The 23927-nt window shown below is 37.1% G+C and carries 21 protein-coding genes and 1 pseudogene; 4 read left to right on the top strand and 18 right to left on the bottom strand.

Features of this window, described 5'->3' with window-relative positions:
* Positions 1 to 9: 9 nt before the first annotated feature.
* The 5 genes and pseudogenes from ACH0CI_RS15800 to ACH0CI_RS15780 form a co-directional block, all read right to left on the bottom strand.
* The gene (locus ACH0CI_RS15800; RefSeq protein ID WP_406901848.1) at positions 10 to 2523 is read right to left on the bottom strand and encodes a hypothetical protein; all 2514 of its coding nucleotides are present in this window, start codon (positions 2521 to 2523) and stop codon (positions 10 to 12) included.
* Entirely contained in the window at positions 2498 to 3850 is a 1353-nt protein-coding gene (locus ACH0CI_RS15795) for a site-specific integrase (protein ID WP_406901846.1), read from the bottom strand. The genes ACH0CI_RS15800 and ACH0CI_RS15795 overlap by 26 nt, the downstream gene beginning before the upstream one ends.
* A gap of 216 nt (positions 3851 to 4066) precedes the next feature.
* Positions 4067 to 4561: pseudogene (locus tag ACH0CI_RS15790) on the bottom strand (toprim domain-containing protein); the annotation flags it as partial.
* Positions 4562 to 4829: 268 nt separating this feature from the next.
* The gene (locus ACH0CI_RS15785; RefSeq protein WP_033578744.1) at positions 4830 to 6128 is read right to left on the bottom strand and encodes an arsenical efflux pump membrane protein ArsB; all 1299 of its coding nucleotides are present in this window, start codon (positions 6126 to 6128) and stop codon (positions 4830 to 4832) included.
* 15 nt (positions 6129 to 6143) lie between these two features.
* Positions 6144 to 6494 (bottom strand): ArsR/SmtB family transcription factor, encoded by a 351-nt coding sequence (locus tag ACH0CI_RS15780; protein WP_033578743.1) that lies wholly within the window; start codon positions 6492 to 6494, stop codon positions 6144 to 6146.
* A 291-nt stretch (positions 6495 to 6785) separates the two neighbouring features.
* Here ACH0CI_RS15780 and ACH0CI_RS15775 point away from each other — a divergent pair, with 291 nt between their 5' ends.
* Both ACH0CI_RS15775 and ACH0CI_RS15770 read left to right on the top strand, forming a co-directional pair.
* Positions 6786 to 7472, top strand: coding sequence for a hypothetical protein (locus tag ACH0CI_RS15775; RefSeq protein ID WP_223260162.1), 687 nt, complete (start codon positions 6786 to 6788; stop codon positions 7470 to 7472).
* A 72-nt stretch (positions 7473 to 7544) separates the two neighbouring features.
* Positions 7545 to 8246, top strand: a complete 702-nt coding sequence (locus ACH0CI_RS15770) for a hypothetical protein (RefSeq protein ID WP_406901844.1) — start codon at positions 7545 to 7547, stop codon at positions 8244 to 8246.
* 168 nt (positions 8247 to 8414) lie between these two features.
* Here the strand turns inward: ACH0CI_RS15770 and ACH0CI_RS15765 are convergent, their stop codons facing one another.
* Positions 8415 to 9197, bottom strand: coding sequence for a YibE/F family protein (locus ACH0CI_RS15765; RefSeq protein ID WP_165635869.1), 783 nt, complete (start codon positions 9195 to 9197; stop codon positions 8415 to 8417).
* A complete protein-coding gene (locus ACH0CI_RS15760) occupies positions 9194 to 10186 on the bottom strand; it encodes a YibE/F family protein (RefSeq protein ID WP_406901842.1) in 993 nt (330 codons plus the stop codon). The genes ACH0CI_RS15765 and ACH0CI_RS15760 overlap by 4 nt, the downstream gene beginning before the upstream one ends.
* A 551-nt stretch (positions 10187 to 10737) precedes the next feature.
* On the opposite strand from ACH0CI_RS15760, the gene ACH0CI_RS15755 reads away from it, so the two are divergent.
* Entirely contained in the window at positions 10738 to 11304 is a 567-nt protein-coding gene (locus tag ACH0CI_RS15755) for a peptidoglycan-binding domain-containing protein (protein WP_406901840.1), read from the top strand.
* Positions 11305 to 11527: 223 nt separating this feature from the next.
* Here the strand turns inward: ACH0CI_RS15755 and ACH0CI_RS15750 are convergent, their stop codons facing one another.
* From ACH0CI_RS15750 to ACH0CI_RS15740, 3 genes are all read right to left on the bottom strand, one after another.
* Positions 11528 to 11848 (bottom strand): 2Fe-2S iron-sulfur cluster-binding protein, encoded by a 321-nt coding sequence (locus ACH0CI_RS15750; RefSeq protein ID WP_406901838.1) that lies wholly within the window; start codon positions 11846 to 11848, stop codon positions 11528 to 11530.
* A 607-nt stretch (positions 11849 to 12455) separates the two neighbouring features.
* Complete coding sequence (locus ACH0CI_RS15745) at positions 12456 to 13751, bottom strand: MFS transporter (protein WP_335708162.1); 1296 nt, start codon at positions 13749 to 13751, stop codon at positions 12456 to 12458.
* A 212-nt stretch (positions 13752 to 13963) separates the two neighbouring features.
* Entirely contained in the window at positions 13964 to 14521 is a 558-nt protein-coding gene (locus ACH0CI_RS15740; RefSeq protein WP_047751138.1) for a YdhK family protein, read from the bottom strand.
* Positions 14522 to 14749: 228 nt separating this feature from the next.
* Here ACH0CI_RS15740 and ACH0CI_RS15735 point away from each other — a divergent pair, with 228 nt between their 5' ends.
* Positions 14750 to 15178: a YhfM domain-containing protein gene (locus tag ACH0CI_RS15735; protein ID WP_406901837.1), complete on the top strand. Its 429-nt coding sequence runs from the start codon at positions 14750 to 14752 to the stop codon at positions 15176 to 15178.
* Positions 15179 to 15316: 138 nt separating this feature from the next.
* On the opposite strand, the gene ACH0CI_RS15730 is transcribed toward ACH0CI_RS15735, so the two are convergent.
* From ACH0CI_RS15730 to ACH0CI_RS15695, 8 genes are all read right to left on the bottom strand, one after another.
* Positions 15317 to 17734 (bottom strand): heavy metal translocating P-type ATPase, encoded by a 2418-nt coding sequence (locus ACH0CI_RS15730; protein WP_406901835.1) that lies wholly within the window; start codon positions 17732 to 17734, stop codon positions 15317 to 15319.
* A gap of 83 nt (positions 17735 to 17817) precedes the next feature.
* Entirely contained in the window at positions 17818 to 18024 is a 207-nt protein-coding gene (copZ, locus tag ACH0CI_RS15725; protein WP_013082796.1) for a copper chaperone CopZ, read from the bottom strand.
* A 14-nt stretch (positions 18025 to 18038) separates the two neighbouring features.
* The gene (locus tag ACH0CI_RS15720; protein WP_014460516.1) at positions 18039 to 18371 is read right to left on the bottom strand and encodes a metal-sensitive transcriptional regulator; all 333 of its coding nucleotides are present in this window, start codon (positions 18369 to 18371) and stop codon (positions 18039 to 18041) included.
* A 119-nt stretch (positions 18372 to 18490) separates the two neighbouring features.
* Positions 18491 to 19171: a response regulator transcription factor gene (locus tag ACH0CI_RS15715; protein ID WP_047751141.1), complete on the bottom strand. Its 681-nt coding sequence runs from the start codon at positions 19169 to 19171 to the stop codon at positions 18491 to 18493.
* Between the two features lies 1 nt (position 19172).
* Positions 19173 to 20549, bottom strand: a complete 1377-nt coding sequence (locus tag ACH0CI_RS15710) for a sensor histidine kinase (protein ID WP_406901834.1) — start codon at positions 20547 to 20549, stop codon at positions 19173 to 19175.
* Between the two features lie 542 nt (positions 20550 to 21091).
* Entirely contained in the window at positions 21092 to 21511 is a 420-nt protein-coding gene (locus ACH0CI_RS15705) for a universal stress protein (protein WP_406901833.1), read from the bottom strand.
* A 226-nt stretch (positions 21512 to 21737) separates the two neighbouring features.
* Positions 21738 to 21935: an IDEAL domain-containing protein gene (locus ACH0CI_RS15700; protein WP_013082792.1), complete on the bottom strand. Its 198-nt coding sequence runs from the start codon at positions 21933 to 21935 to the stop codon at positions 21738 to 21740.
* A gap of 344 nt (positions 21936 to 22279) precedes the next feature.
* The gene (locus tag ACH0CI_RS15695) at positions 22280 to 23776 is read right to left on the bottom strand and encodes a CoA transferase (RefSeq protein ID WP_406901832.1); all 1497 of its coding nucleotides are present in this window, start codon (positions 23774 to 23776) and stop codon (positions 22280 to 22282) included.
* Between the last annotated feature and the right edge of the window lie 151 nt (positions 23777 to 23927).

Genomic DNA, 23927 nt, shown 5'->3' with positions numbered 1-23927 from the left:
TAGGACCCCCTATGGATGCGCTATATAATTACTAATCTCTTCTACATTAATCAATTGTAACTTCTCCTTTAGTTCGTCTCTGTTCAAAAACTTATATACCTCTTCTTTACCAAATTTTTTAATAGCTTCTCCCCAGCAGTTTAAAGCAGTCAATAGGCGATTAACCATTTTAATTTTTTCAGCCTCTAAAGTCGTTTTATAAAAAGAGTCTATAAAGGCATCTAATCGTTCTTCTACGTCCTTTGCCAATGAAGCAATCGCATAAAAATTTGGTATTGCAAAGGAGCAATTATCTGAACATTTCAAATTAGGTCGAACACATCTACCGTAAAGGCACTGATAATTCTCTTGTTTACTAGGAAGTAAATTAGCATAAATATTAAATAATAATTCTTGAACCTCCTCAAAGCTTGAAGCTAGAATTATTTCTGCTACAGTTTTGCGCTCTGTCTGGACTTTATTTAAAAATGCTGCTAAATGTTCAATCCCGTAAACTCCACCAAATATTTCTTTTAATTTGATTATTTCTGAAGTACGCTGTTTCTTTTCATTAACATTACTCTCCCCAAATAAAACTTCTGCTAATAAATTTGGTATAAAGCCAAAATGTTCTCTGCTAAATAATTGTTTGGTTAGATAGTCCAGCTCTTCATCTGGTATGACTATATAAATATTGGTTGTTTCGTAATCATAATGTGCTCTTAACCTTTGTGCTACTTCTAAAGCAGCGTTATATTTCCCTTTCTGAACTAGAAGTGAATATGTGTAGGATAGAAGTGATCTATTCATTTTTAAACTTTGAAATTTAAATTTAATAGGTAAACATTTATAAAATAGAGTTTTAGATTTCTGAGAAAAATTATTATTTCTGACTCCAAAATCAATTATAAAATCACTAAGAGGAGCTACCCTACGTGTTCTAAGTTCACATATAACCGCAGCCGTAGCGAACGAAATACACAAATCCTGTGAACAGAAAAAGTTGTTTGTAGCATTAGTTTTGGAGACTTTTAAATCTTTTCTCATAACTTGTCTAACTATTTTTTGAGCATCTTCAAAATTTATATCGTGATTTTCTAACCATTCAAGCCCCTCTATTTTGGTGCCTTCAAATTCTATTCGTGGAAATTTGACTACATCACTATGTCTCCAAGCATTATTTAAATGAATTATGTTATAGAGCCAAGAAGAATCGTAATTGAAATACTCTTTATCTAGAAATAAAGATTTGACGTCCTCAATTGCTTTTGTTTTGTGAAAGATGGTTTGATTGCAAAAATCAAAAAGTGTTTTATATTCATCAAAGGAATATATCTCTTTTTTTAAAACTTGTGTGCTAAGGTTTTTAGGTCTAATTATTCTTTCCAATTTAAAGATTTTTTTATTATAGTTTGATAAGTAGAAATCATAAATTTTACATATAAATTTATGCATGTGGAGTCTTTGAAGCCTAGGAATAGAAGTGTGCAAGAGATTAAAATTAATTTCGTTTGAAGTAAATTCATAAATCTCTTTCGTAGAGGTGAACTTGTATACGTGCTTAGTGCATTGGATATAATTATTAACTGCATCAGAGATATACTTTGGTGAACTTCCCCTCGCATTAATTAAGTTATTCTTAGCGAACTCTAACCATAAGTTTACAGTATTTGAATTATAATTAAATTCAACATCTCGAAAATACAAATTATATTTGTAATTGAACATATCCAATGGGTCAGTCAAGGTTGCAAATACTTCACTCTGACAGTGTTCATTTATCATTGGTTCTACTTCACTTTTTACAAAAAGGCAGAATGAACGTGGAAATCGATTTCGAAGATAAGAAGGCACGTTTCTTTTAAAACCTTTAAACCTTTTTGTAATGGTTTCTTTATTTAAATTTAATAGTTTTTCTAAATCTTCTAGACAATAGTATTTATCTTTATCTTCAATCTGTTTTTTAATGAGTCCGTCTATTTCTTTTTTAGAGTAAAAAGACCTTCCCCCGAACCTTACTTCTTTTAAATTATATTCTTCTCGTAATTTGTCCCATTGTTTTAAATACAAATTCAATTTTTTTTGAGCTTCTGGTGTAGGATAGTAACCTTCGGTATTAAACCTAAGACTTTTTTCATTATTTTTTTTTGAATCTATTAGTACCCTTTGATTAACTTGTTCAATTAGTGGAATTAACTCTTTACGTGCATAAAATTTATGTTTATGACTCAATTGGTACTTCTTAATATTATGACTTTTAATTAAATAGTAAAATGAAGAATCAGACGTCTTTAACATTTCAGTAGCTTTACAGTAGGATATGTGTTCCTCCAAAAAAACGTCTATATCTTGTTTATAAAAATAATATTGTTCCTGAAATACAATTACTTTAAACTGTGCTTCTTTTGCTAAGTTAAGTATATTTTCTTTGTACCTACGTGGTTTTGTAACTACAGCCCTATGAGCTGTTAAAACCTTAACTGCTTCAGCTAATTCATAAAAATTATCTTCAATCTCCCTAATATCGATAACGTGATCTCCCACTCATCCCCTCTCCTTTCCATCGATTATTAATTATTGTTCTTTCAATATTCCCCAATCGTTCATCCTCGGTTTTATGAAGTTCATCTATTACATGTCTTAGTGTTTTTTTTGTCATTTTTTCATCAATGTACGCTAAGGCCGAGTCGACATTCCTATCACCTCGAGCAATAGCTATTTGTAATAAACTTAGGTTCATATCAATTAGAAAATTTGTAAAGATACCTCTACCGATATGAGTCCCCCAACTACCTGAACTTAAATGTTCATAGTCTTCATAACGTCCCTTTGTATTTTTTAATTTATTTAGGAAGACTCTCTTTACTTTATTAAACCTCCTCTCATATACTGTCCCGGACATAGGGTAGCCATCTCTATCATAAAAGATTAAGGCAGAAGTCTTAATTCGTCGATCCCTTATTTTAATATCTAAATCCTTCATATGATTATCATATAGGTCCCACAAAAAATCATTGTCCAAAATTACTTGTTGTGTTAAATGTAACCCTAAGTAATTTAATCTTTTAGCGTATTCTTTACTTGTATCCCTTAACCTAGAAAATAACAATTCCCTATTATCCCTTATATGCACATGTAAGGATTGTCGATATTTAACTTTTAAGTCTGCTCTTGAAAGGTTAACTACTTCTCCTCTACGTAATCCTCCAAAGAACTGCAAAGCTACCCCAAATGCAATTTCAGGAGCTATTTGTTTAACTTCTTCCAAGAACTCCGAGACTAGAAGGTATCGATTTTCTCCAAAATCTTTTATTTTGTAGTTATGAGTACCACTTTTCCTTCTAGATGGATATACTGTGCCTAAAGAGGCTTTATTAAATATTGATTCCGTTGTTTCTCTACCATAATTGTTATTTAACTCTTTTATCTCTATGCTTTCCTTAAGTAAAGACTGATCTTTTAAAAACTTATAAAATTTAGTTAGATAGAAATCATGATACTTTACTGTTTTTCTCTTCAAATTTTTTGCCGTCAAATAAGATAAATATTTACTACCATGAATGAGATTTATTCCTTTAATCCCCTCATAGCGAAGGTTTATAAAATCACTATTTCCTTCATCAATTTGTGTATATATAAAATTCAAAAAGTTACACATTACACGTGCTGGAGCTTTTTGAGTATTTAAACTTACCCCGTTGTTTTCAAAGTAAAGTTTAATAAAATCTGTTAAAGGATGTGGTATCTCGATACCTGTATTTTCATCTTCTATTACAATTGTAATTACTCGGCTAGGTTTAAGCATTCCATTATAATCTTCTAAAACTTCGGTCTCCTTTACCTTAAATCTATAATTAATTAGTTTTCTCACTTTTCTTCAGCTCCCACCCTTATTCTCAAAGCAGATTATATTTTCAGAGGTTATTTACTATTGTCCTTTCTATTAAATCAGATTATAAATAATTTTCCAAATTTTTTATTTTTACCACACTACTTATTATTTGGGCAAATAAAATAACCCAAAAATCCTTATATGTAAAGGTTTCTTGAGCAAAAAAATCACATATTGAACTATAAACCCAATATCGTACGCATAATAATAAAGGTTGCGCGTGTCGCTTTCGTCTTTTAACTGTTGAAACCCATCATAAATGGCTTTTGGCGTTAACGAAGAAATCCACAATCGTTTCATCGGCTTATGCACACCTGACAGCTGAATGATATTGCGGACGATTAATTCTCCTTCGCGTCCCGCATCTCCCGCATGTATAATTTCTGTGACCGTCGGCTTTTTAAGCAATTTTTTTACCACTTGAAACTGCTTTTCTTTTGAGCGCGTCACTTCATATTGAAAACGGTCTGGAATCATCGGCAGCGTGTCAATTGACCACTTTTTCCACTCCGGCTTATAATCTTCCGGGCTCACAAGCTGACATAAATGCCCCACTGCCCACGTTACATATGCTCCGTCTGTAAACACTTCATTCGGTGGAATCTCTAAATAGCCGTCGTGACGCTTCGGCTTGAACTGTGAAGCGAGCGTCGATCCTTGATCCGGCTTTTCTGCAATAATTAACTTCATGTATTTAATCACCTTACATTTCAAATTTCCATGTGAAACTTAGTCAGTTTTATTATTTTATCATAGAAAGAGCTGTTGGAGTATGAATGGGGAGAAAAGTAGTTTCAATGAGAAATACATATCCCATCTTAAAAGTGTGTCAGTGTCCGTTATACTTTTTCAATAAAAAAGCTGTAGATTATTTTCTACAGCTTCGATACACATCTGAAATTTTCGGATAACAGCGATTATCATCCTATCGACTAAAACAAATCTCCTTTAGTACGCGTTATGAAATAATCAGCAACCAAATATACAAACCAACAAGCGTAATAAACAATGTCGGAATCGTTAAAATAATACCCGTTTTAAGATACGTTCCCCAGGAAATTTTCACGCCTTTTGTTGACAGAACATGAAGCCATAAAAGCGTTGCTAAAGAACCAATCGGGGTAATTTTCGGACCTAAATCCGATCCAATGACGTTTGCATAAACGAGCGCTTCCTTGATTGTGCCAGCTGCGTGTGTTGCATCGATTGCTAGTGCATCAATCATAACGGTTGGCATATTGTTCATAATTGATGAAAGAATAGCGGCAGTGAATCCCATGCCAATTGTTGCCGCAAACAGTCCATGACTAGCCGTTGCTTGGATCACATCAGCCAGAATTTCTGTTAAACCAGCATTACGCAAGCCGTATACAACGACATACATGCCGATAGAAAAAAAGACAATCGCCCATGGAGCTCCCTTTAGCACTTTTTTTGTATGAACCGCTCGGCTTTTTTTTGCCATCATCAAAAACAGAATAGCAATAATACCTGCGATGATCGAAACGGGGACGCTAAAGAATTCTCCAATTAAATAGCCTAGCACTAGCAAAACTAAGACAATTCCAGATAGCCGGAACATCTTTTCATCTTTGATGGCATCCACTGGCTTCTGCAAATCTGCTACATTGTATTTCTTAGGAATTCTTTTGCGGAAATACAGATACAAGACCATAATACTTGCAAACAGAGAAACTAAATCTGGAACAATCATGCGTGATGCAAATTCAGAAAAGCTAATGCCAAAGAAGTCCGCTGATACGATATTCACTAAGTTACTAACAACAAGCGGCAGTGAAGTTGTATCCGCAATAAATCCACTTGCGATGATAAACGGAAAAACCATTTTGTCGTCGAACTTTAATGCCCGAACCATGGCTAAAACAATGGGTGTTAAAATCAAAGCTGCTCCGTCATTAGCAAATAGCGCTGCTACAACGGCTCCAAGAAGAGATACGTAGACAAACATACGCACGCCGTTCCCTCCTGCAGCTCTAGCCATATGAAGCGCTGCCCATTCAAAGAAACCAATTTCATCTAAAATTAAAGAAATAATAATAATAGCAATAAACGTAAGAGTCGCATTCCACACAATGCTGGTTACCTCAAGAACGTCTTGAAAATCAACAACGCCTGCCAGTAAAGCAAGGATAGCTCCCCCGCAAGCCGACCAGCCGATTGACAAATTCTTCGGCTGCCAAATGACAAAAATTAGTGTTACTAAAAAAATCAATGATGCTAGTACAACTGATGCCACTTTTTAAACCTCCAATTATTCACAACAACTAATACGCAGTCCTTGTTTTTCTAGCTCTTTTAAACGTTCGTCCTGACTTGGTACAGATTCAAGTATACCTAGAACAAACTCATAGTACCGGCTTTCTTTATTAAGAGAATAAAAAACCCATTGCCCTTTTCTTCTTTCCTTCACAAGCTCAGCATCTCTTAATTTTCGCAAATGCTGACTAATTGAAGGTTGGCTAGCTTGATAGATATCCACGAACTCACACACACAACATTCATTGTTCTCTATTAATTTCACCATCGAAAGCCTTGTTTTATCTCCCAATAATTTTAAGATTTGAGCTGCCTTTTCAATACTATCTATAGATTTTGTACTCATTAATGAACACCTCCTACTCCCTTTCAGCTGATGTATAAATGGGCTTATGTATTAATGCTTCATTACTATAATTGATTTTTAACTGATTTACAATTTTTTAGTGAACTAAGAGTGATTTAGTAGTTGTTTAAGGATTGGATTTAAGGAATTATTTTCCCCTACTAATTTAAGTCAAATCTAACATACGATAATATAGATATGTTTTCTCGTAAAAATGCTCCTAATGTCCTTGGACAAACATACATACTTATTTTGTCTATCTGAATAAAATATAGAGAAAAATAAGAAAGGATGATTACGATTAAAAAACATTATTCCTATTATAATCCGCAAGATGGTAAATATTATGTAGACAAGCCTTACTCTCTTAGAGACGATAAAGTATCCCCCTCTGCTGCCCCTAAAATCCCTTTAAAAAATACAGCCGACAGAGCTTATAAAATTCCTGTATTCCTTAGCCACCCTTCTATGCTTAATGCTACTCAAACAAGATTTCTTAATCGTTTAATTGATGAAATTGAACGTGCTCTTCTTTTCCCTCGTACACTGCCTGATACGGAGCAATATCCTAATAAAACGATTACAAGCGTTCGCCGAATGATCCTCTCTAGCTATGGATTGATTGCGGTGAATATGCAGCAAGTCTTCGCCAATTATACCATGACGAATATTCCCGGCGGTACACCTCCGCCACCATCATGGGAAGGTGCTCCATTTTTACAAATAGAGCCAAGCATGGGTTACCAACGAGGCCTGCCTTTACTTCTTATCAAAGAAGCAGGTGTCAATAGTATAGGCGTATGGAATCCATCAGTAGTTCCGTTCTTTATCATTGAATGGGATTCTTCAAAGCCGCTTGATGAGTTTTTTAACCGTGTTGAATGGAGAGAAATATTTCAAAACTGGATAGCTCAAGTACGAAATGGCTATTTTATTCAAACACAGCCTTCCTATCGATATGGCCCGGATGATCTATAGAAATCACTTCAAACGAAGAGTACTTTCGAAAGCTATTTCTATAAACAACGTTGAAATGTGAGGTGAATATAATTGACTCTAATTACTAGTGGGACATGCGTAGGAGTTCTATATCGAGCTAATGCCGGTGCATCATGCAGAAACGGGTACTGTGTTCATAATGGAAGATTAGTAGGCGGCGTCATAAGCTCAAATGCCGGTACCTTAACGGTTACAAAAAGCATCGATAACACAAAGTTACAGACCTATAATGGTATTCTTCTAAGTCACCGAGCCGTAAATCGAACGACAGGGCAAGTCACGCAGCAATATTTGTATTTTAGAAAAAATCAATTGGAAAAGGTAGAAGTCACACCTTATACACAATATAGTGACCCTAGCTGTCAAAGAGAAAGTCATTACAACATCCCTGATATTATCTATCCCGGTGAATGTGTAGGAATCAGATATCGGTCAGAAGATGAATGGCATATAGGAAACGGGCGATATCTATATTGGACAGGCCAAGTGAATCACTGTATATTTGATGAACGTCCACAAAGTACAAATAGACAATTTTTACGTCAGATTTGGTACGTACACTGGATACTTGACCCAAAAAATGAACGAAATATTATACCTCAAAAGACCTCTCGAGGACGTGGATCTCCAAGAGGTGAACGTAGAATTTATGCTTTTAAGAATCTGCTTCCAGCTAATGGTGAGACGGTCCTTGTAAAAGCTGCTTCTCCTGTAAATTCTGCTTCTTGGCCTTTTCGTATTATCTATCAGTAAGAAAAACAGATTGTAATCCTTAATGCTATTACAACTCCCATCCTCCACCTAGTTTCCTCTCAAAATCCCACAAATAGGCCGAGGTTAATTTGAACTGCCCCTCCAATGGTTAACCATTGGAGGGGCAGTTTCTTATGACTTTCTGTTTTTATTTGTCCATACGCTTCTCTACTTTATTTCCTTGTACTGCTTCCCTTTTTCTCTTTTTTGTAAGAATATAGAGGCACTAATCCAAGAGGTAATCGGAATAATAATGGCTACACCAATGCCTCCGCTTAAAATAGAAATGACTTCTGCACAAAAGGTTTTTGAATTGATAATGTCTCCAAACGAATACGACAATCTCTTAAACCAGATAATTAACGTCAAATATCCGCCTACAAAGGCAAAATACAGTGTATTGGTTGTGGTGCCCAAAATATCTCTTCCGATTTTCAAACCAGAATTGAAGAGATTCTTTTTAGTTACGGACGGATCATGAACAAATAATTCATTCATAGAAGACGAAATAGATAGCGAAATATCAATGATCGCTCCTATGGCACCCATAATAATTGTACAAATGGCTATTTTAGCAAAGTCAATTCCAACATAAAGTGAAAAAGCGTTAATTTCTTCTTCCTGTTCTTCTCCAAATCCTTGAATCATTGCATGATGTTCAATAATAAAAATAAAGAGTACTAAAACAGCTAAGGTAATAATCGTTGAAACAAACGCAGCAAGCGTTTTACGATTGAATTTATTAATATAAAATAAATTAATGCAGCTAATGATTGTACAAGCGATTAACGTAACAACAATCGTATTTTTTATAGACAGCATAAAGAGAATGGTGAGAAAAATAACGCCAAAATTCAAGAACAGCGCAAGGAAAGACCGGATTCCTTTTTTTCCGCCCACAATACTCATTAGAATAAATAAAATAAGAGCAAGCAATAGTAAAACGTTCACTTTCTGTTCCCCTTTCTAAAAATAAAAAGAATCGAAAGATAGAGTGTAATGGGAATCGTTAAAACAATGCCAACGCTGCCAGTAAGAGCACGGATTAACTCCAAGGAGAAATTCATCGAAAACGTATATCCTAGAGGAGAGCCATTCTTTAAATAAAGAAGAACCATTGGGATTGTTCCGCTTATATATGAAAAAAATAAAATATTCGTCATAGCTCCCATGATGTCTCCGCCAATTTCTTTGCCTGATTTCAGTAAATCTTTGCGCGCAATCTCTTTATTTTTTTCATATAGTTCATAGACAGAAGAAGTAATCGTAATCGCTACATCCATAACAGCTCCTAAAGATCCTATTAATACCTCACTCATAAATATTTTTTGAGGAGGAATCGTTACAAACTCCATTCCTTCATAATGAAGGCCATTAGAATCTGTCAGTTGCATGACACCATACGCGATTAAAAGAGAAACAAATGTACCTATTAAAGTTGAAATAATCGCTACATGCGTTTTTTCTTTATTACCGCTTACTAATAACAAAGAAATAACCGTAAAAAGAACGAGAGCTACCATACATACAGCTAGCAAGCTCACATTTCCTAGTGCTAAATATACATTGAGGGCCCCTATTAAAAGAACAATATTAATAAATAAGCTAATGATTGAATAAAAACCTTGTTTTCTTCCAATAGCCAGCAAAATTAATATAAATAAACCAGCGACAGCGGTAACCTGCTTGTCCCGCTTCACTCCTTCAATCGTTCCATTTAGAGCATGCTGTGAATTCTTTTCTAAGGAGACAAAAAGATCTGTTCCGACAGTATACTTTTGATCATAAGCACGTGAATATGAGTACGTATTCTCTAAATGGATAAGCCTTCCTTTATATTTTCCGTTCATTATTTTAGCAACAATTTCCTGAGAGTATAGGGTATCTTTGTTATGATTTAAATCAGCAGATTTGTTTTTTTCTACAACATTCGTCTTCACTACCTCAGCTATTGGTTTTTTATAAAGAGAATAATTGTGGTTTGTTACAATGAGCGCTATACACAAACAGCAAATCCCTAATATGTAGAGAAAAATTTGTTTCCGTGATGATTTATTGGACTTTATTTTCGAAAAAAGGTTCCTTATGTGCTGAGCATACAAAGTAGACATAAATACTTTCCTTTCTGGTTATCAGTTGAACGCAGAGCTTTTGAACATGAAGAGACTGCAAAGAGATCCAAATTCCCTTTGCAGTCTTTTCATTCGTTTATTATGAGCGTTATAGAGCAAGACATACTCCAGGTACACAAGACGCTTAAACCTGCTGTTTTTTCCCTTCCGTACTGTATCAGAGAAAAATGAAATTATAGTGAAAACATAGAACGATTTATCTACTTCACTAGTTTTTTATGACTATCTTATATAATCATAGGAATATAAAAACAAATAGAAAACTGGCTGCGCTATAATAAGTTGACTTTATAGCTACTAATTAGTTATAAAGCTCATGAAAAGCGACAAATAGTTGCTAAAAACAAGGAGGTTATTTCATGTTAACGAAAAAAACACTTGTCATGCTTTCTACTCTTACGCTTGCAACAACATGCGTAGCATTCAGCACTCCAACTACTGAAGCAGCTGCTGAAGATGCCTACTCACAAAAAATTGAAGCTAAAGCAGAAACGAGGCCTACGCTTCGTAAAGGTTCCCACTCTAGCTACGTAAGAGACTTACAGCAAAGTTTAAAGGATTTGAAGTATAACACATCAGTTGATGGCATTTTCGGTACGCGAACGCAAAATGTAGTAAAAGAATTTCAAACCGATCACCGCTTGTCTCCAGATGGTATTGTTGGCCCCTTAACATGGGCAGCTTTAGATGAGAACAAGGTAGAAAGAAAGCAATTTCCTGTCAGCACGGCTATTGCATTCGGTAAAAAAGAACTCGGTGACAACATTGTCTTCAGTACAGACGACCGCTTACGGAAAGATAACAACGATAAAGCTTACTATAGATTCGTAGCAAAAAATAAAGACTGGATGGATCAAGGGGGATCAGGTACCATAGGCTGGTATCATATTTACAAAAGTGGTGATGTGATTGAAGAATCCAATTAAATCTATTTGCAGATAACCGTTCGAAAAAAGCCTTTATAATCACTCTTTTGAGTGATTTACTGCCCGCTTTACAGAATGCTAAAATTTAAAGGAATCATTCCGTAGGTATTTTACTTGAACAAGAACAGCTGCTACTCCCCGTAGCTGTTCTTGTTATTTTTTTAGTAAACATACAAAAAGCAGCATGTAAACATTCCACACGCTGCTTTTTGCAATTACATGACTACTCTGCGGGTCGAGGTCCTGCTTCTCGTCCTGAGCTTTCTACCGTTAGTATTGGCCGAACGGTGACATCTTCATTTACACGAATTTGGCATGATAAGCGCAAATGATCTTCAATTGAACTTTCTGAGTATGCGTTTTTCTCCGCGTGTGTTAAATCACAATATTCACCTTCGAGCACTTCTACCCTGCAAGTCGTGCATTTAGCTTTCCCACCGCACCGATGAAGAATATTTATACCTTTGTCTTCGAGTGCCAAGACAAGCTTTTTTCCTTTTGCCACTTCAAAACTACCGTATCCTAAAACGGTTACTCTTGGCATATATCTCCCTCTTTCCCTCTACTGTATCCAAGCGATTTGAATTACACTCTATGCAGTTTTTTTATTGCATGCCTAAGTTGCAATCCATTATTTCTACTGATTGCGACGTCTGTTGTACGTTATAAACTCCTTTTACATGCCTAAATCCAATTAAGAAGACCATCATTTTGTAATACGGCCACTAAAACGACAAGCCCAAGTATAATAACAGGTATTAGTGCCTTTAAAATTTGGTACTTAGATAATTCTATGCGCTGAGGCTCCTTTAACAAATGACTTTGATTTAACTCAGTATTGCTTTCACTTTCTTTATGATTCATGTTCCTCTGCCTTTCTATTTTTTTATAGTGCGGTTCGTATCTACTTCTGCTGAAATCACAAAACTAGACACAAGGTTTCTTCATAAAAACCATCTTAACCTTTTTAAGAACATGCTATACTAACAATTCTGTTTTAAAATAAGTCTCTATCATATGTTTTAAACAAACAAATTTACCTTATTTCCCTTCTTAATAGCGTTTCTCACATCGCTAAACGCACAAGCAAGGTCGTTATTTATAATCAAAAGTAAAACCCCATAACGAGTCATGGGGTTTTACTTCGTACGTTAATTTTTTGGAATTTTAATTTGTTTAATATCTCCTAGCACATAAATATAAAAAATTAAGCCTAGCAACAATACAATTCCCGCTACCATAAAGCTTAGGTTAAAAGAACCTGTTTTATCTAAAATGTACCCTGTTAAAGCTGTAGCTATAATTCCTCCAAACAAATTATTAGCTAAATTAACAATAGAACTAAGAAGGGAAATAGAGCCTGCAGGTGCAATTTCTGCAGAAATAGACCAGCCGATTGGTGCGGTTGCAGATATACCTGCCAGTCCAATCGAGATACAAATCATCGCTAAGACGACACTATTAGTGAAAATAGAGCCTAAAAAAACAAACCCTAAGCATAATCCTATAACAATGATGGTGCGATATACTTTTTGACTGTCATAACCTTTTTTTATGAGGTAATCAACAAGCCACCCGCCTACTAAAATGCCAGCAAATGTAGCAATTAGCCAAGGTACTGCCGTAAGCAGGCCCGATGACATGATATCCATACCGTATTTTTCTTTTAAAAAAGTTGGCAGCCACGTTAACAGTAAATTAAACGTATATCCATAGCCTGTAAACCCAATCATTAGCCCCCAAACTTTTCGATTCGTAAATAATACTTTCAAGGTATGTAAAAATTTTGATGTTTGCTCATCGTTTGCATTTAAATTATTTTCTTGAATATACTTCAGCTCATCATCTGATATGCGTCTATGCTTTTCTGGCTTTTCGTAATAAAACCAAAACAGCAGCGTAAACAGCACGTTTATAATTCCAATAGATAAAAATGCTGTGCGCCAATCAAATTTGGTGATGAGAAACGCTACAAGAGGCGCGCCAAGTACATTCGAAAATTTGGCTGCTGAATCAAACAAAGAATTTGGTAAGCTTCTTTCATTTGGAGGAAACCATAGCGACGTAGCTTTTGATGCTGCCGGAAATGCAGAAGCACTCATTATTCCTATTAAAAATCGGACAATATAGAGAAGAAGTTTTCCTTGCAAAAAAGCCATCGACATCGTTAATAAACTCCAAATCACCATACCGACTCTTGTCACCCATGCTACTCCGAACCGATCAAGCAAGCTTCCCGCAGGTATTTGCATGATCGTATAAGAATACGTATAAATAGAAAAGACAATTCCAAGCTCTGTTCCCGTTAAGTGAAATGCATCTTGTATTGCAGGAGCGGCCACTGACACCGCTACACGATCAAAATAGTTTAAAATAATCATACTGCTCAACAAAGATGAAATGAACCATCGTGTGCGTCCTGTTCGCTTTACTGTATGTTCACTCATAGCTAGCTCCTTTCATCAGTAGTTTGTTCGTTTTATTACCGTAGCATTCTACTTAATACCACAGCTAGAAGACACTACATAAAACCTAAGCTCACCCTACCCATAAAAAATCCGAACGATGAATCGAGATTCTCAATCAAGAATCTTGATTCATCGTTCGGATCTTCTTTCACCAAAAATACTTTTGTCCAGCCTTTTTTCTCGCTAACAGTCTATTTTGCTGAAAGCTCATCTTCCGTTACCCACTTATGATTTTTCACTTTCTCTCCGCCTGTAGTCGGCGTGTAGTCTACCATATATACCGTTGTTTTTTCGGCTGAATCAATCGTTGCTTTTGCCCCTTTCATACCTTTCATATGATCTGCTTCAAGCGTCACTTCGCTGCCTGGCTTTAACTGCTCGTTACCCGCATCTTTTATTTCTTCTTGAATAACCCACTTATGATTTTTTACTTTTTCCCCGCCAGTCTTTGGCGTATACGAAACGGTATAGGCCGTAGTATCGTAAGCACCAACAATCGTTGCTTCAGCCCCGTTCATGCCTTTCATATGATCTGCTTTCATAACGGCTTTATCTCCAACTTTATATGTTGGATTTTCAGCTTGCTTTAATCCTTTTGGAACCTCTCCTGAACTAGAGTGATTCATCTCTGAGTGATCGTGCATGGATTCATTTTTGTCAGCTGAAGGTTTTTCATGACTAGAATCGTTTCCGCATCCGCTTAGTCCAATAATGACAGATGCACCAAGAATAAATAGCTGTTTTTTCATGACAGTCCCTCTTTTCCACCTAATAAATTTTAAAATAAAAATCCTTTAATCCTTAGAAACAACTTATCTTTGCATACTCTTCTTCTTTTCTTTATTGTAGCCAGACTTTGTGCAGATTTTGTGAAGATGAAGGTAATTAGGTACGAAAATTTCCTGTGCCTAAAAAAGGCCTTCGTATGAAACACTTACCACTAGGAAAAAGTATAAAAATAAAAGGAGGAAAGAAACATGCTAAAAATACGCTTTGCTCTATCCTCACTCTTACTTGTAGTTAGCTTGGTGATGGGAGCCCCCTTTGCTTCCGCACACTCCACGCTCTCACCTAGCGTACAAAAGATAGAAGTAACGTCCATTAAAATGAAAACACTCAAAACGTTTATCGATGAACAAGATATGAATACATTCACCAATAGTATAAAAAAGGCTGAGCGCATGAAACTTCTCTTAGATGAAGAGTCTGCTGGGAGCATCGATTGCAAAATGACCATTACCTATGGAGATGGTTCTAGCCGTCATTATTTCATTTGGATTATGGATGATGGACGTGATGTGTTAATTGCTCAGCAAAAGCATCCAGAAGACCTTCATCTTAAAGGATATGAATTGAATCAAAAGAATTCCTTGCACCTGACAAAGCTGCTAAAGAATATTCTTTAGCAGCTTTGCTTTTGGATCACTTTCACGGAGAGTGGCTCGATGACTCCAATATTTTTTAGTTTATATTTCCCACACAGCATATACTGCTATAACGGCAAGCACGTACAAAATAGCTGAGATGATCCACTTTTTCATACCTTATAGCCTCACTCTCTGCAATCGCAGTGCATTTAATACAACCGATACGGAACTAAAAGCCATCGCGGCACCAGCAACCCAAGGAGCTAACAGCCCAACTGCTGCAATTGGAATACCGAGCGTGTTATAACCCACCGCCCAGAATAGATTTTGCTTGATATTAGAAATCGTTTTTCTACTCATTTCAATCGCATCTGCAATGCTCATCAAGTCTCCTCGCATCAGCGTAATATCAGCGGCTTCCATCGCTACATCCGTTCCTGTTCCGATGGCCATTCCAATATCAGCTAACGCAAGTGCAGGAGCATCGTTAATACCGTCTCCTACCATTGCGACTTTTTTACCTTGCTGCTGAAGCTTTTTCACTTCTTCTGCTTTGCCTTCTGGCAACACTTCTGCTATAACGTGCTCAATACCCGCTTGCATCGCAATAGCCTGAGCTGTTTGACGATTATCTCCGGTAATCATCATCACTTCTAAGCCCATCTCTTTTAACCTAGAAACTGCTTCTTTAGAAGTCTCTTTAATAGTGTCTGCAACAGCAAGCATGCCGGCATATTTTCCGTCAAGAGCAACGAGCATGGCCGTTTTTCCTTCTCGTTCTAAATTTGTCATTTCTTCTAAAGCTGCATCAATATTCACTTTATGTTGGTTCATAAGCTTTCTTGTTCCTACTAACAGCTCTCGTTCTTGTACAGTTGCCCTTACTCCATGCCCTGGAATCGCTTCAAAAGATAACGGATCTTGAATTTCTATACCTTTATTTTTTATACCTGCTACGAGTGCTTGAGCTAGAGGGTGCTCCGATAAACGCTCAGCTGATGCAACTAACTGTAATAGCTCATTTTCTTCGTAGCCCTGTGCAATACGTACATCGGTTAGCTCAGGCGTTCCATTTGTAACAGTTCCCGTTTTATCTAAAAGAATCGTATCGATTTTATGCGTCGCTTCTAAATGCTCGCCGCCTTTAAACAAAATACCAAATTCTGCTGCGCGGCCCGACCCCGCCATAATGGAAGTTGGAGTAGCTAAACCTAATGCGCATGGACATGCGATCACTAATACGGCGATAAGCTTTTCTAAAGCCGGTGCAAATTCGCCAGGCACAATCCAAATGTACCAGACAAAGAACGTAAGAAGAGCAATTCCAACCACAATTGGCACGAATATACCTGAAATATAATCAGCTAATCTCTGAATAGGGGCTTTAGACCCCTGCGCTTCTTCTACTACTTTAATAATTTGCGCAAGCGCCGTCTCTTTTCCAACGTTTGTAGCTTTTATTTTTAGAAAACCATTTTTATTGAGTGTGGCTCCAATTACTTTATCTCCAATGCTTTTATCTACCGGTACGCTTTCCCCTGTCAGCATGGACTCATCTAAAGCCGATTGTCCTTCAATAATCTCTCCGTCTACAGGTACTTTTTCACCGGGTTTAATAAAAATAACTTCGTCTTTTTGCACTTCTTCCACTGGAATTTCAATTTCCGCTCCGTCTCTTACTACAACGGCCGTTTTAGCTTGTAAACCCATCATCTTTTTAATTGCTTCTGAAGAACGGCCTTTGGCATTGGCTTCAAATAATTTCCCTAAAAGAATCAGCGTAATTAATATAGCACTCGTTTCATAGTAAAGCTGAGTAGTATGAGCAGATGAGCCAAGCGATTTAAGAGAAGAGTATAAACTATAGAAATAAGCTGCGCTTGTACCTAGTGCTACTAAAACATCCATGTTGGCACTTTTGTTACGAAGAGCTTTAAATGCGCCTATATAAAATTGCTTCCCTACGACGAATTGAACAGGCGTAGCTAAGGCGAGCTGAACCCATGGATTCATCAGCATATGAGGCAAAGGAATAAACGACGTAAACGTAAAATGACTAACCATTGCCCATAATAACGGTACGCTTAAAATAAATGAAAACCAAAACTTTCCTTTTTGTTTACTCACTTCTTTTTCTCTGTAGCTTTGCTCTTCTTCTTTTTCTTCTGACTTTAGCTTGGCTCCGTATCCAAGCTTTTCAACTCGCTGCGTTATGTCTTGCGGATCTATTTGAGAAGGGCTGTATTCAACAGAAGCCGTTTCTAAAGCAAGGTTAACACTTGCCTTTGTCACGCCTTCTAATTTGTTTAACCCTTTTTCAATACGAGTCGAACAAGCGGCGCACGTCATGCCCGTAATAGCAAATTCGGCTTTTTCACTTACAACTCCGTACCCAAGCTTTTCGATTTTTTCTTCAAAGGCCTGTGGACTTGTTTTAGACGGATCAAATATGATAGTAGATCTTTCCAAAGCCAAATTCACGTTTGCTTCTTTTACACCTTCTATTTTTTTTAACCCTTTTTCAATCCGGTTAGAACACGCTGCGCATGTCATACCCGTAACTTGCAAGGTGGCTTCTTTTTGTTTATCACTCACCGCATTTCGCCTCCTGTTATATACCTATAAGGGGTATATATTTCTCCTAAATCAAGCGTGCGAAGGTTCGCACGCGATGCTGTTTATGCTACGTCATAACCTTGGTCATCAATAGCTTCTTTAATATCTTCGACCGTTACTTGACTTGGATCAAATGCAACCGTTACTTTTGCATCTTCTAAGCTTACTTCTACGCTTTTAACGCCATTAAGTTCGCCTACGCCGCCTTCAACAGCTTTGACACAATGACCGCAAGACATTCCTTGTACTGATAATGTTACGTTTTCCATTTCTAGCATCTCCTTTATTTCATTAATCGTTTAATGGTTGTTAATAATTCATCCACTACTTCTTCATCACCAGCTTGCACACGTTCTACAATGCAATGCTTCAAGTGACCTTCAAGCAAAATTTTACTTACACTATTCAAAGCAGACTGCGCAGCTGCGATTTGAGTAATTACGTCGTCACAATACGTATCTTTTTCAATTAATCCTTTAATTCCTCGAATTTGTCCTTCAATTCGATTTAATCGGCTTGTTAGGTTTTTTTTCACTTCTGGAGAATGGTGACTTTTTCTTTCACTATTTATCGTACAACATTTTTCTTCACTATTCATGTGATTCGCTTCGACCATCTAACATCCTCCTTTCATAACTTCATGATACTATACCCCCCTACCCTATGTAAAGCGAAAAGCTGGCTTCTGCTTACTTTATCTTTTCACCAATTTCAGTAGCTATGCTCATATCATTTTCAACTAACATCAACCCACTTATAGCCTATTCCCCATACGGTTTGCAAGTATTCGTCTACGGGAAAGCCCGCTTTTCTAAGCTTATCCCGAACATTTCGCACATGAGAGTCAATAGTACGGTCTCCAATCTCCGCCTCATATCCCCACACTAACACAAGCAAGTCGTCTCGGCTGAACACACGATTTAAATGCTGAAGAAGTAACCCCACCAATTCAAACTCTTTAGGCGTTACTTGAATCTGCTGATCTTTATATTGTAATACGTGATTTTCCTTGCTCCATACTAACCCTTTGTAGGTGATTTCATGTTTTTCCTTTAACGAACGTCTAAGAACCGCACCGATGCGTGCAACCAATTCTTCTTCGCTAAACGGTTTGGTAATATAGTCGTCTGCCCCTATATTTAATCCTTTTACTACATCTAACGTTTGGCTGCGGGCTGTGAGCATAATGACCGGTAGATCAGACATTTTTCTTACTTTTTGACAAATCTCCCACCCATCTTCGCTTGGCATCATAATATCTAATAACATCAAATCTGCTTTGTTACCTTCATAAAGATAGCGCAGCGCTTCTGTGCCTTTTTCAAATTTTATACATGTAAATCCGTTTGGCAGCAGATAAAGTTCTAGTAAATCCAGCATCCTTGCTTCATCATCTACTAATAAAATAGTTGCCATCCTACCCATCCTTTCTTAATACAATCTCTACAGTCGTACCTTTTCCCGTCTCGCTCGTGATTGTTATTTCTCCTCCATGAGCTTCTACAATCTCCTTTACAATTGATAAACCTAATCCGTAGCCTCCGCTTTTTCTCGAGCGGGATTTTTCCACTCGATACAGCTTGTCAAATACGTAAGGTAGATCTTTTTCTGGAATGCCTATTCCTTGATCTTTAAGAGTTATTGTCAATGATTCAGCTGATTTTTTTACAATTAAATCAATTTTGGTCTCTTCTTTTGAATAGTTCATTGCGTTATCAAGTAAATTGATAATCACTTGCTGAAATCTTTCAGGATCTAGTGAAACGTAAAGACCTTGAGGGCAGCTTATCTCCAGCTCCATCTCCTTTTCTTTTAAAGCTAAATGAAAATGCGCGCATACGGTGTGCAAATACGTAGCTAGCTCTACTTTTTGTTTTTGAATAAAAAATGTATGCTGATCCAGCTGCGCCAGCTGAAACAAATCTTTGACTAACTGTGAAATTCTTCCTGCTTCTTCTTCCACAATAGCAAGGTACTTATCACGTTCTTGCGGTGTATTAGAAGGCCTTCTTGCTACGTCTGCATAGCCCTTTAAATACATCAAAGGCGTTTGAAGTTCATGTGAAATGCTGCTTAAAAATTCATTTCTCTCTTTTCGTAACCGCTGCAGCTCATTCGCTAACGACTGAATGGACATCCCTAATTGTCCAAGTTCATCTCTTGAATGAGCGCCAAGTTTCACAGACAAATCTCCTTGACTCAGCTTCTCAGTTGCTTTTTTCATTTTGATTAAAGGAGCGGTTATAAATTTAGACAGAGCAAAAATAGTCACAATGGAAAATAAAACGGACACAGCTCCCGCTACGTAAAAATGATGCTGTAGTCTCGCAATCATTTCGTGAATATCCTTTGTGTTTTTGAACATATAAACCGTTCCGAACTGTTGATGGCCTTCTTTAATAGGTGATGCCGTGGCGATATAAGGTTTGCTTTTCCAGTCGCCTTGCATAATTTCACCTTTATATGTAAGAGACTTTCCTTTCCATTTCTCTACTGCTTTTCTTGCACCTTGAATTAAAGGTCTAGATGAACTGATAATTTTCCCTGTTTTATCCGTTATGATAACATCAGTTTCTGCTTCTGATTCCATCAGTGCAACATGGTTAAGCGTAGCAGAATCAGGATGCTTCTCTAATACTTCCCGGTGACTGTTTCCTCTTAAACGCAAGCTTTGCAGCTCCTCTGAAATTCGTGTATTGGCAAGACCGCTATATAAATAGAAAAAGAGAGCGGCTTCAATTAGTAAAATGAACATTAAAAACAAGAGTCCAAGCTTAATAGAAATACGATTCATTTATTCACATCCCTTGCTTTCATTATAAAAGTAATAAATGAAGAAACTGTGCAGAATAAAACATACCTAATTAAATAACGATTATTCTTTGACATTTTACCACGGGTATCTGACAGCTTAGCGTATGAAGTAAGTTTATCATACAGCAAATTTCGAACTTACGAAGCGTACAGCAATACATAATCCAAAAGCAAAAAGAGATTGAGACCTAACAAAATCACTCTAATCTAAAGACGAACAAATTGGATAAGGGAGCTAGTATAAATTACTGGTCACACCGCAGTTGATTTCCGTGCAAGACTTCGCTTTCCGCGGGCGGCCGCTGGGCCTCCCCGTTGCTTACGCTCCTGGGGGGTCTCACCTGTTCCGCTTTCCCCGCAGGAGTCTTCGTCTTACCCTCCAATCAACTGCTAGAAGCAACTATATACATGAAACCTACGTTCACCATACCAATAAAAAAATCCAAACGAGTTGGATTCTTCATCAAGAATCTCGATTCATCGTTCGGATTTTTCTTTAACTAAATTTGCCTCAGCCTCTTTTTATTTAACAATAATAACAGGACATTCTGCGGATTGAGCAACTTCGTGACTTACACTTCCTAGAAAGGTCTCTTTAACAAAGCCCTTTCCTCGGCTTCCTATTACAATGACGTCTTGTTGATTATCACGTGCGTATTCGATAATTTTCTTTGAAGCGGTGCCTTCTAAACCGTATGCCTCGTATGGAATACCTGATTGAGTTAAATGATTGTGAGCTTCAGATAAAATATCGCGGTTTTCTTCTTCTATCAGTGCGTCCAAGTCAACGCTAAAAACAGGCTGCTGCAAGTGAATTCTTTCCTTAATATGTACAATTGTCAGCTTATTAGCATTTACGCTTTCAGCTAGTTTACTTGCATGTTGAAGAGAACGAATAGAAGGTGCGGAACCATCAAAGGCGACTAAAATTTTGTTATACATATCAAGAACCCTCTCTCTTTTTGTTCTTTCATGATGTATTACCATCTAGATGCTGTAGATGATAAAGCAAAAAATAATAAAGTAAGAGACTTCTTGATTTTTGCTTTATCATCCATACTATACTTTTACCGCTTTCAGAAAAAACAAAACATTTATCCGTTTTTTTCCATATGAAAAGCCTTTGCTCACTAGAAGCAAAGGCTGATTGTTTATGTTAGTAGGTTATTTAACAAACTTCTTTTAACTCTTCAGTTAAACGTAAAAAAGTTTCTTTATCTCTTTTTTCTAAAGACTGATCGATTTGCAGTAAAAGCTGTGCTTTTTTAAAGTCACGAAGAGATTTGTTTAGCACTAGTTGAGCTGCTGTCGCGTCTGATACTTTTACTTCTTCTCGTGTCATTTTGCGGGACGTATAGTTTTCCATTACAAGTCAACTCCTCATCCTTTTCGCTATTATATAAGAAATCATATAATTATTCAAATATTTTTTCTTATTTTTCATTTTAAATTTGACCCCCAAAAACCGAGATTAAGACATAGCGAAATCAATTCAATCTAAAGACAAACAAATTGGATACATGAGCTGAACCGCTTGTGACACCGCTGTTGATTTCTGTGCAACCGCTAGAAGCATCTACCCCCATAAACGAAACCTACGTTCATCACAATAACAAAAAAATCCGAACGAGTTGGATCCTTTATCAAGAATCTCGATTCATCGTTCGGATTTTCTTTCCACTAAAATAATTTTTTCTCAGCCTCTTGTTATCACAACCACTCTGGGCGTGAAGAACCTCGAGGAACGAGAACCGTCTTATATTCCCCTGGAGTTTCCGACATTTCGATTTGTTCTGTAAGCCCTTGGTACAATCCTAAAGGTGTTTGGGCTGTAAAGAGATCCGGTGCAATGTACTCATGCTTCTCTGACGAACCAGCTGTTTGATGAGCATATGTTTTATCATAGATGCCCATTGATAAAATCCATAAAGATACGCGATCTAATGATACACGCACGCGGTAGCTGCCTCCTTCTTTTGCTCTTCTTTCTAGTGCCATTAAAGCACCAACTTCAAGCAGCCAAGAAACTGCATAATCATTGACAACTACAATAGGAGGCAGCTTAGGATTTTCTGGCGATCCTTCTAACGCCATGACTCCCGTTACGCTTCCCGCTGTCTGGTCAAATCCATTTCTTTTTGCCCACTCTCCTTGCGTCCCGTGCAGGTTAACGGTGCAGTGGATGATTCCAGGTTTTAATTTTGCACACTCTTCAGCTGTTAGACCGTATCTCTCTAGAAATCCGTAGCGACGGTTCGCAAAAAAGATATCTGCTCCTTGTAGAAGTTCAACCATTTTTTCTTTTCCTTCTTTTTCACCGATATCCAGCGTTGAAGAGCGCATACCGACATTAGACGTAGCGTAAATCGTATCATGTTCCCAATCCGTTGGCTTCCAAATATTTAAGACGTCCGCACCGTGTAAAGCGAGAGCTCTACCGAATCCTGCTCCTGCAATAACGTGACCAAGCCCTAATGCTCGAATACCGTCTAGCGGAGTTTTAGGATTCTTGGAAAAAGGAATCGGCTCACTTTCTCCAATCTTTTCAATTTCAATTAAAGGAAGCTGCGCTACTTCTTCATACACGGACTCATTCATAAACTCTTTAATTGTCCGCACAACAGGCATGATAACTCCTCGCTCCGCTGCAGCTTTTTCCAATTCTTCTGCATTCCATCCGCGAATCGCTTTTGCCACTGCATCAGGGTCTTCTATACAATTTAATAGCTTGAGCGTTTCATGCTTAGAGCGTGGATACGGATTCAGCGGCATTACCCATTTGCCGTCTTTTGTTTGATAAAAGCGAAAGCCTAATGGATTATAAGGATCATTTGCTTTACTCGGGGCATATCCATTAAGCTTTTCCCATTTTTTATCGTAAAAAGGTGATAATCTTCGGATCGCTTTTCGCAAATCCATATGAATATCTTGACCTTTTCCTCCGCGTATTCTCCAAATTTTTGAGACAGCTACTGACTTAGCAACCAGTGCAATAGCTGCTGCTGAGGCAAGTCGCAGCGTACTAGGAACAATCGGATCTTCTCCGTAAAATGTAATGTTTCCTCCGCTGTCTTTTGCTGATAAGCCGACTCCTTGAAGCACATTTTCCAGCTCTTGATAGATATCAAAATCACTATTATCCGTTAAACGATTTTCATTTGCTTTCACAATAGATTTTGTTAGCTGACCTTTCGTAATGTTGCTCATGTGTAGTCCCTTCTTTCCTCATATAATTACCTCATTATGTCCCTGCTTGCTGAAGTTATGCCCTCATTGAGTTAAATCGAAACACTTTAAATATAACCTTTACGTTAACGTTAATATTATCTTAAAACGAATGTATCATATATCACTTGGG

The organism is Priestia sp. 179-F W1.4 NHS, from assembly GCF_045369295.1.
Taxonomy (GTDB): domain Bacteria; phylum Bacillota; class Bacilli; order Bacillales; family Bacillaceae_H; genus Priestia; species Priestia zanthoxyli.
Note: the sequence above shows the minus strand (reverse complement) of the source record. Positions and strands in the feature narration are given on the sequence as shown.

What these genes read in the sequence shown, in the direction of transcription:
- ACH0CI_RS15780 (WP_033578743.1), bottom strand. Translation starts at nt 6,494, where the DNA reads ATGAGTACAAAATCTATAGATAGTATTGAAAAGGCAGCTCAAATCTTA.
- ACH0CI_RS15775 (WP_223260162.1), top strand. Translation starts at nt 6,786, where the DNA reads ATGATTACGATTAAAAAACATTATTCCTATTATAATCCGCAAGATGGT.
- ACH0CI_RS15755 (WP_406901840.1), top strand. Translation starts at nt 10,738, where the DNA reads ATGTTAACGAAAAAAACACTTGTCATGCTTTCTACTCTTACGCTTGCA.
- ACH0CI_RS15750 (WP_406901838.1), bottom strand. Translation starts at nt 11,848, where the DNA reads ATGCCAAGAGTAACCGTTTTAGGATACGGTAGTTTTGAAGTGGCAAAA.
- ACH0CI_RS15745 (WP_335708162.1), bottom strand. Translation starts at nt 13,751, where the DNA reads ATGAGTGAACATACAGTAAAGCGAACAGGACGCACACGATGGTTCATT.
- ACH0CI_RS15740 (WP_047751138.1), bottom strand. Translation starts at nt 14,521, where the DNA reads ATGAAAAAACAGCTATTTATTCTTGGTGCATCTGTCATTATTGGACTA.
- ACH0CI_RS15735 (WP_406901837.1), top strand. Translation starts at nt 14,750, where the DNA reads ATGCTAAAAATACGCTTTGCTCTATCCTCACTCTTACTTGTAGTTAGC.
- copZ (WP_013082796.1), bottom strand. Translation starts at nt 18,024, where the DNA reads ATGGAAAACGTAACATTATCAGTACAAGGAATGTCTTGCGGTCATTGT.
- ACH0CI_RS15720 (WP_014460516.1), bottom strand. Translation starts at nt 18,371, where the DNA reads ATGGTCGAAGCGAATCACATGAATAGTGAAGAAAAATGTTGTACGATA.
- ACH0CI_RS15715 (WP_047751141.1), bottom strand. Translation starts at nt 19,171, where the DNA reads ATGGCAACTATTTTATTAGTAGATGATGAAGCAAGGATGCTGGATTTA.
- ACH0CI_RS15710 (WP_406901834.1), bottom strand. Translation starts at nt 20,549, where the DNA reads ATGAATCGTATTTCTATTAAGCTTGGACTCTTGTTTTTAATGTTCATT.
- ACH0CI_RS15705 (WP_406901833.1), bottom strand. Translation starts at nt 21,511, where the DNA reads ATGTATAACAAAATTTTAGTCGCCTTTGATGGTTCCGCACCTTCTATT.
- ACH0CI_RS15700 (WP_013082792.1), bottom strand. Translation starts at nt 21,935, where the DNA reads ATGGAAAACTATACGTCCCGCAAAATGACACGAGAAGAAGTAAAAGTA.
- ACH0CI_RS15695 (WP_406901832.1), bottom strand. Translation starts at nt 23,776, where the DNA reads ATGAGCAACATTACGAAAGGTCAGCTAACAAAATCTATTGTGAAAGCA.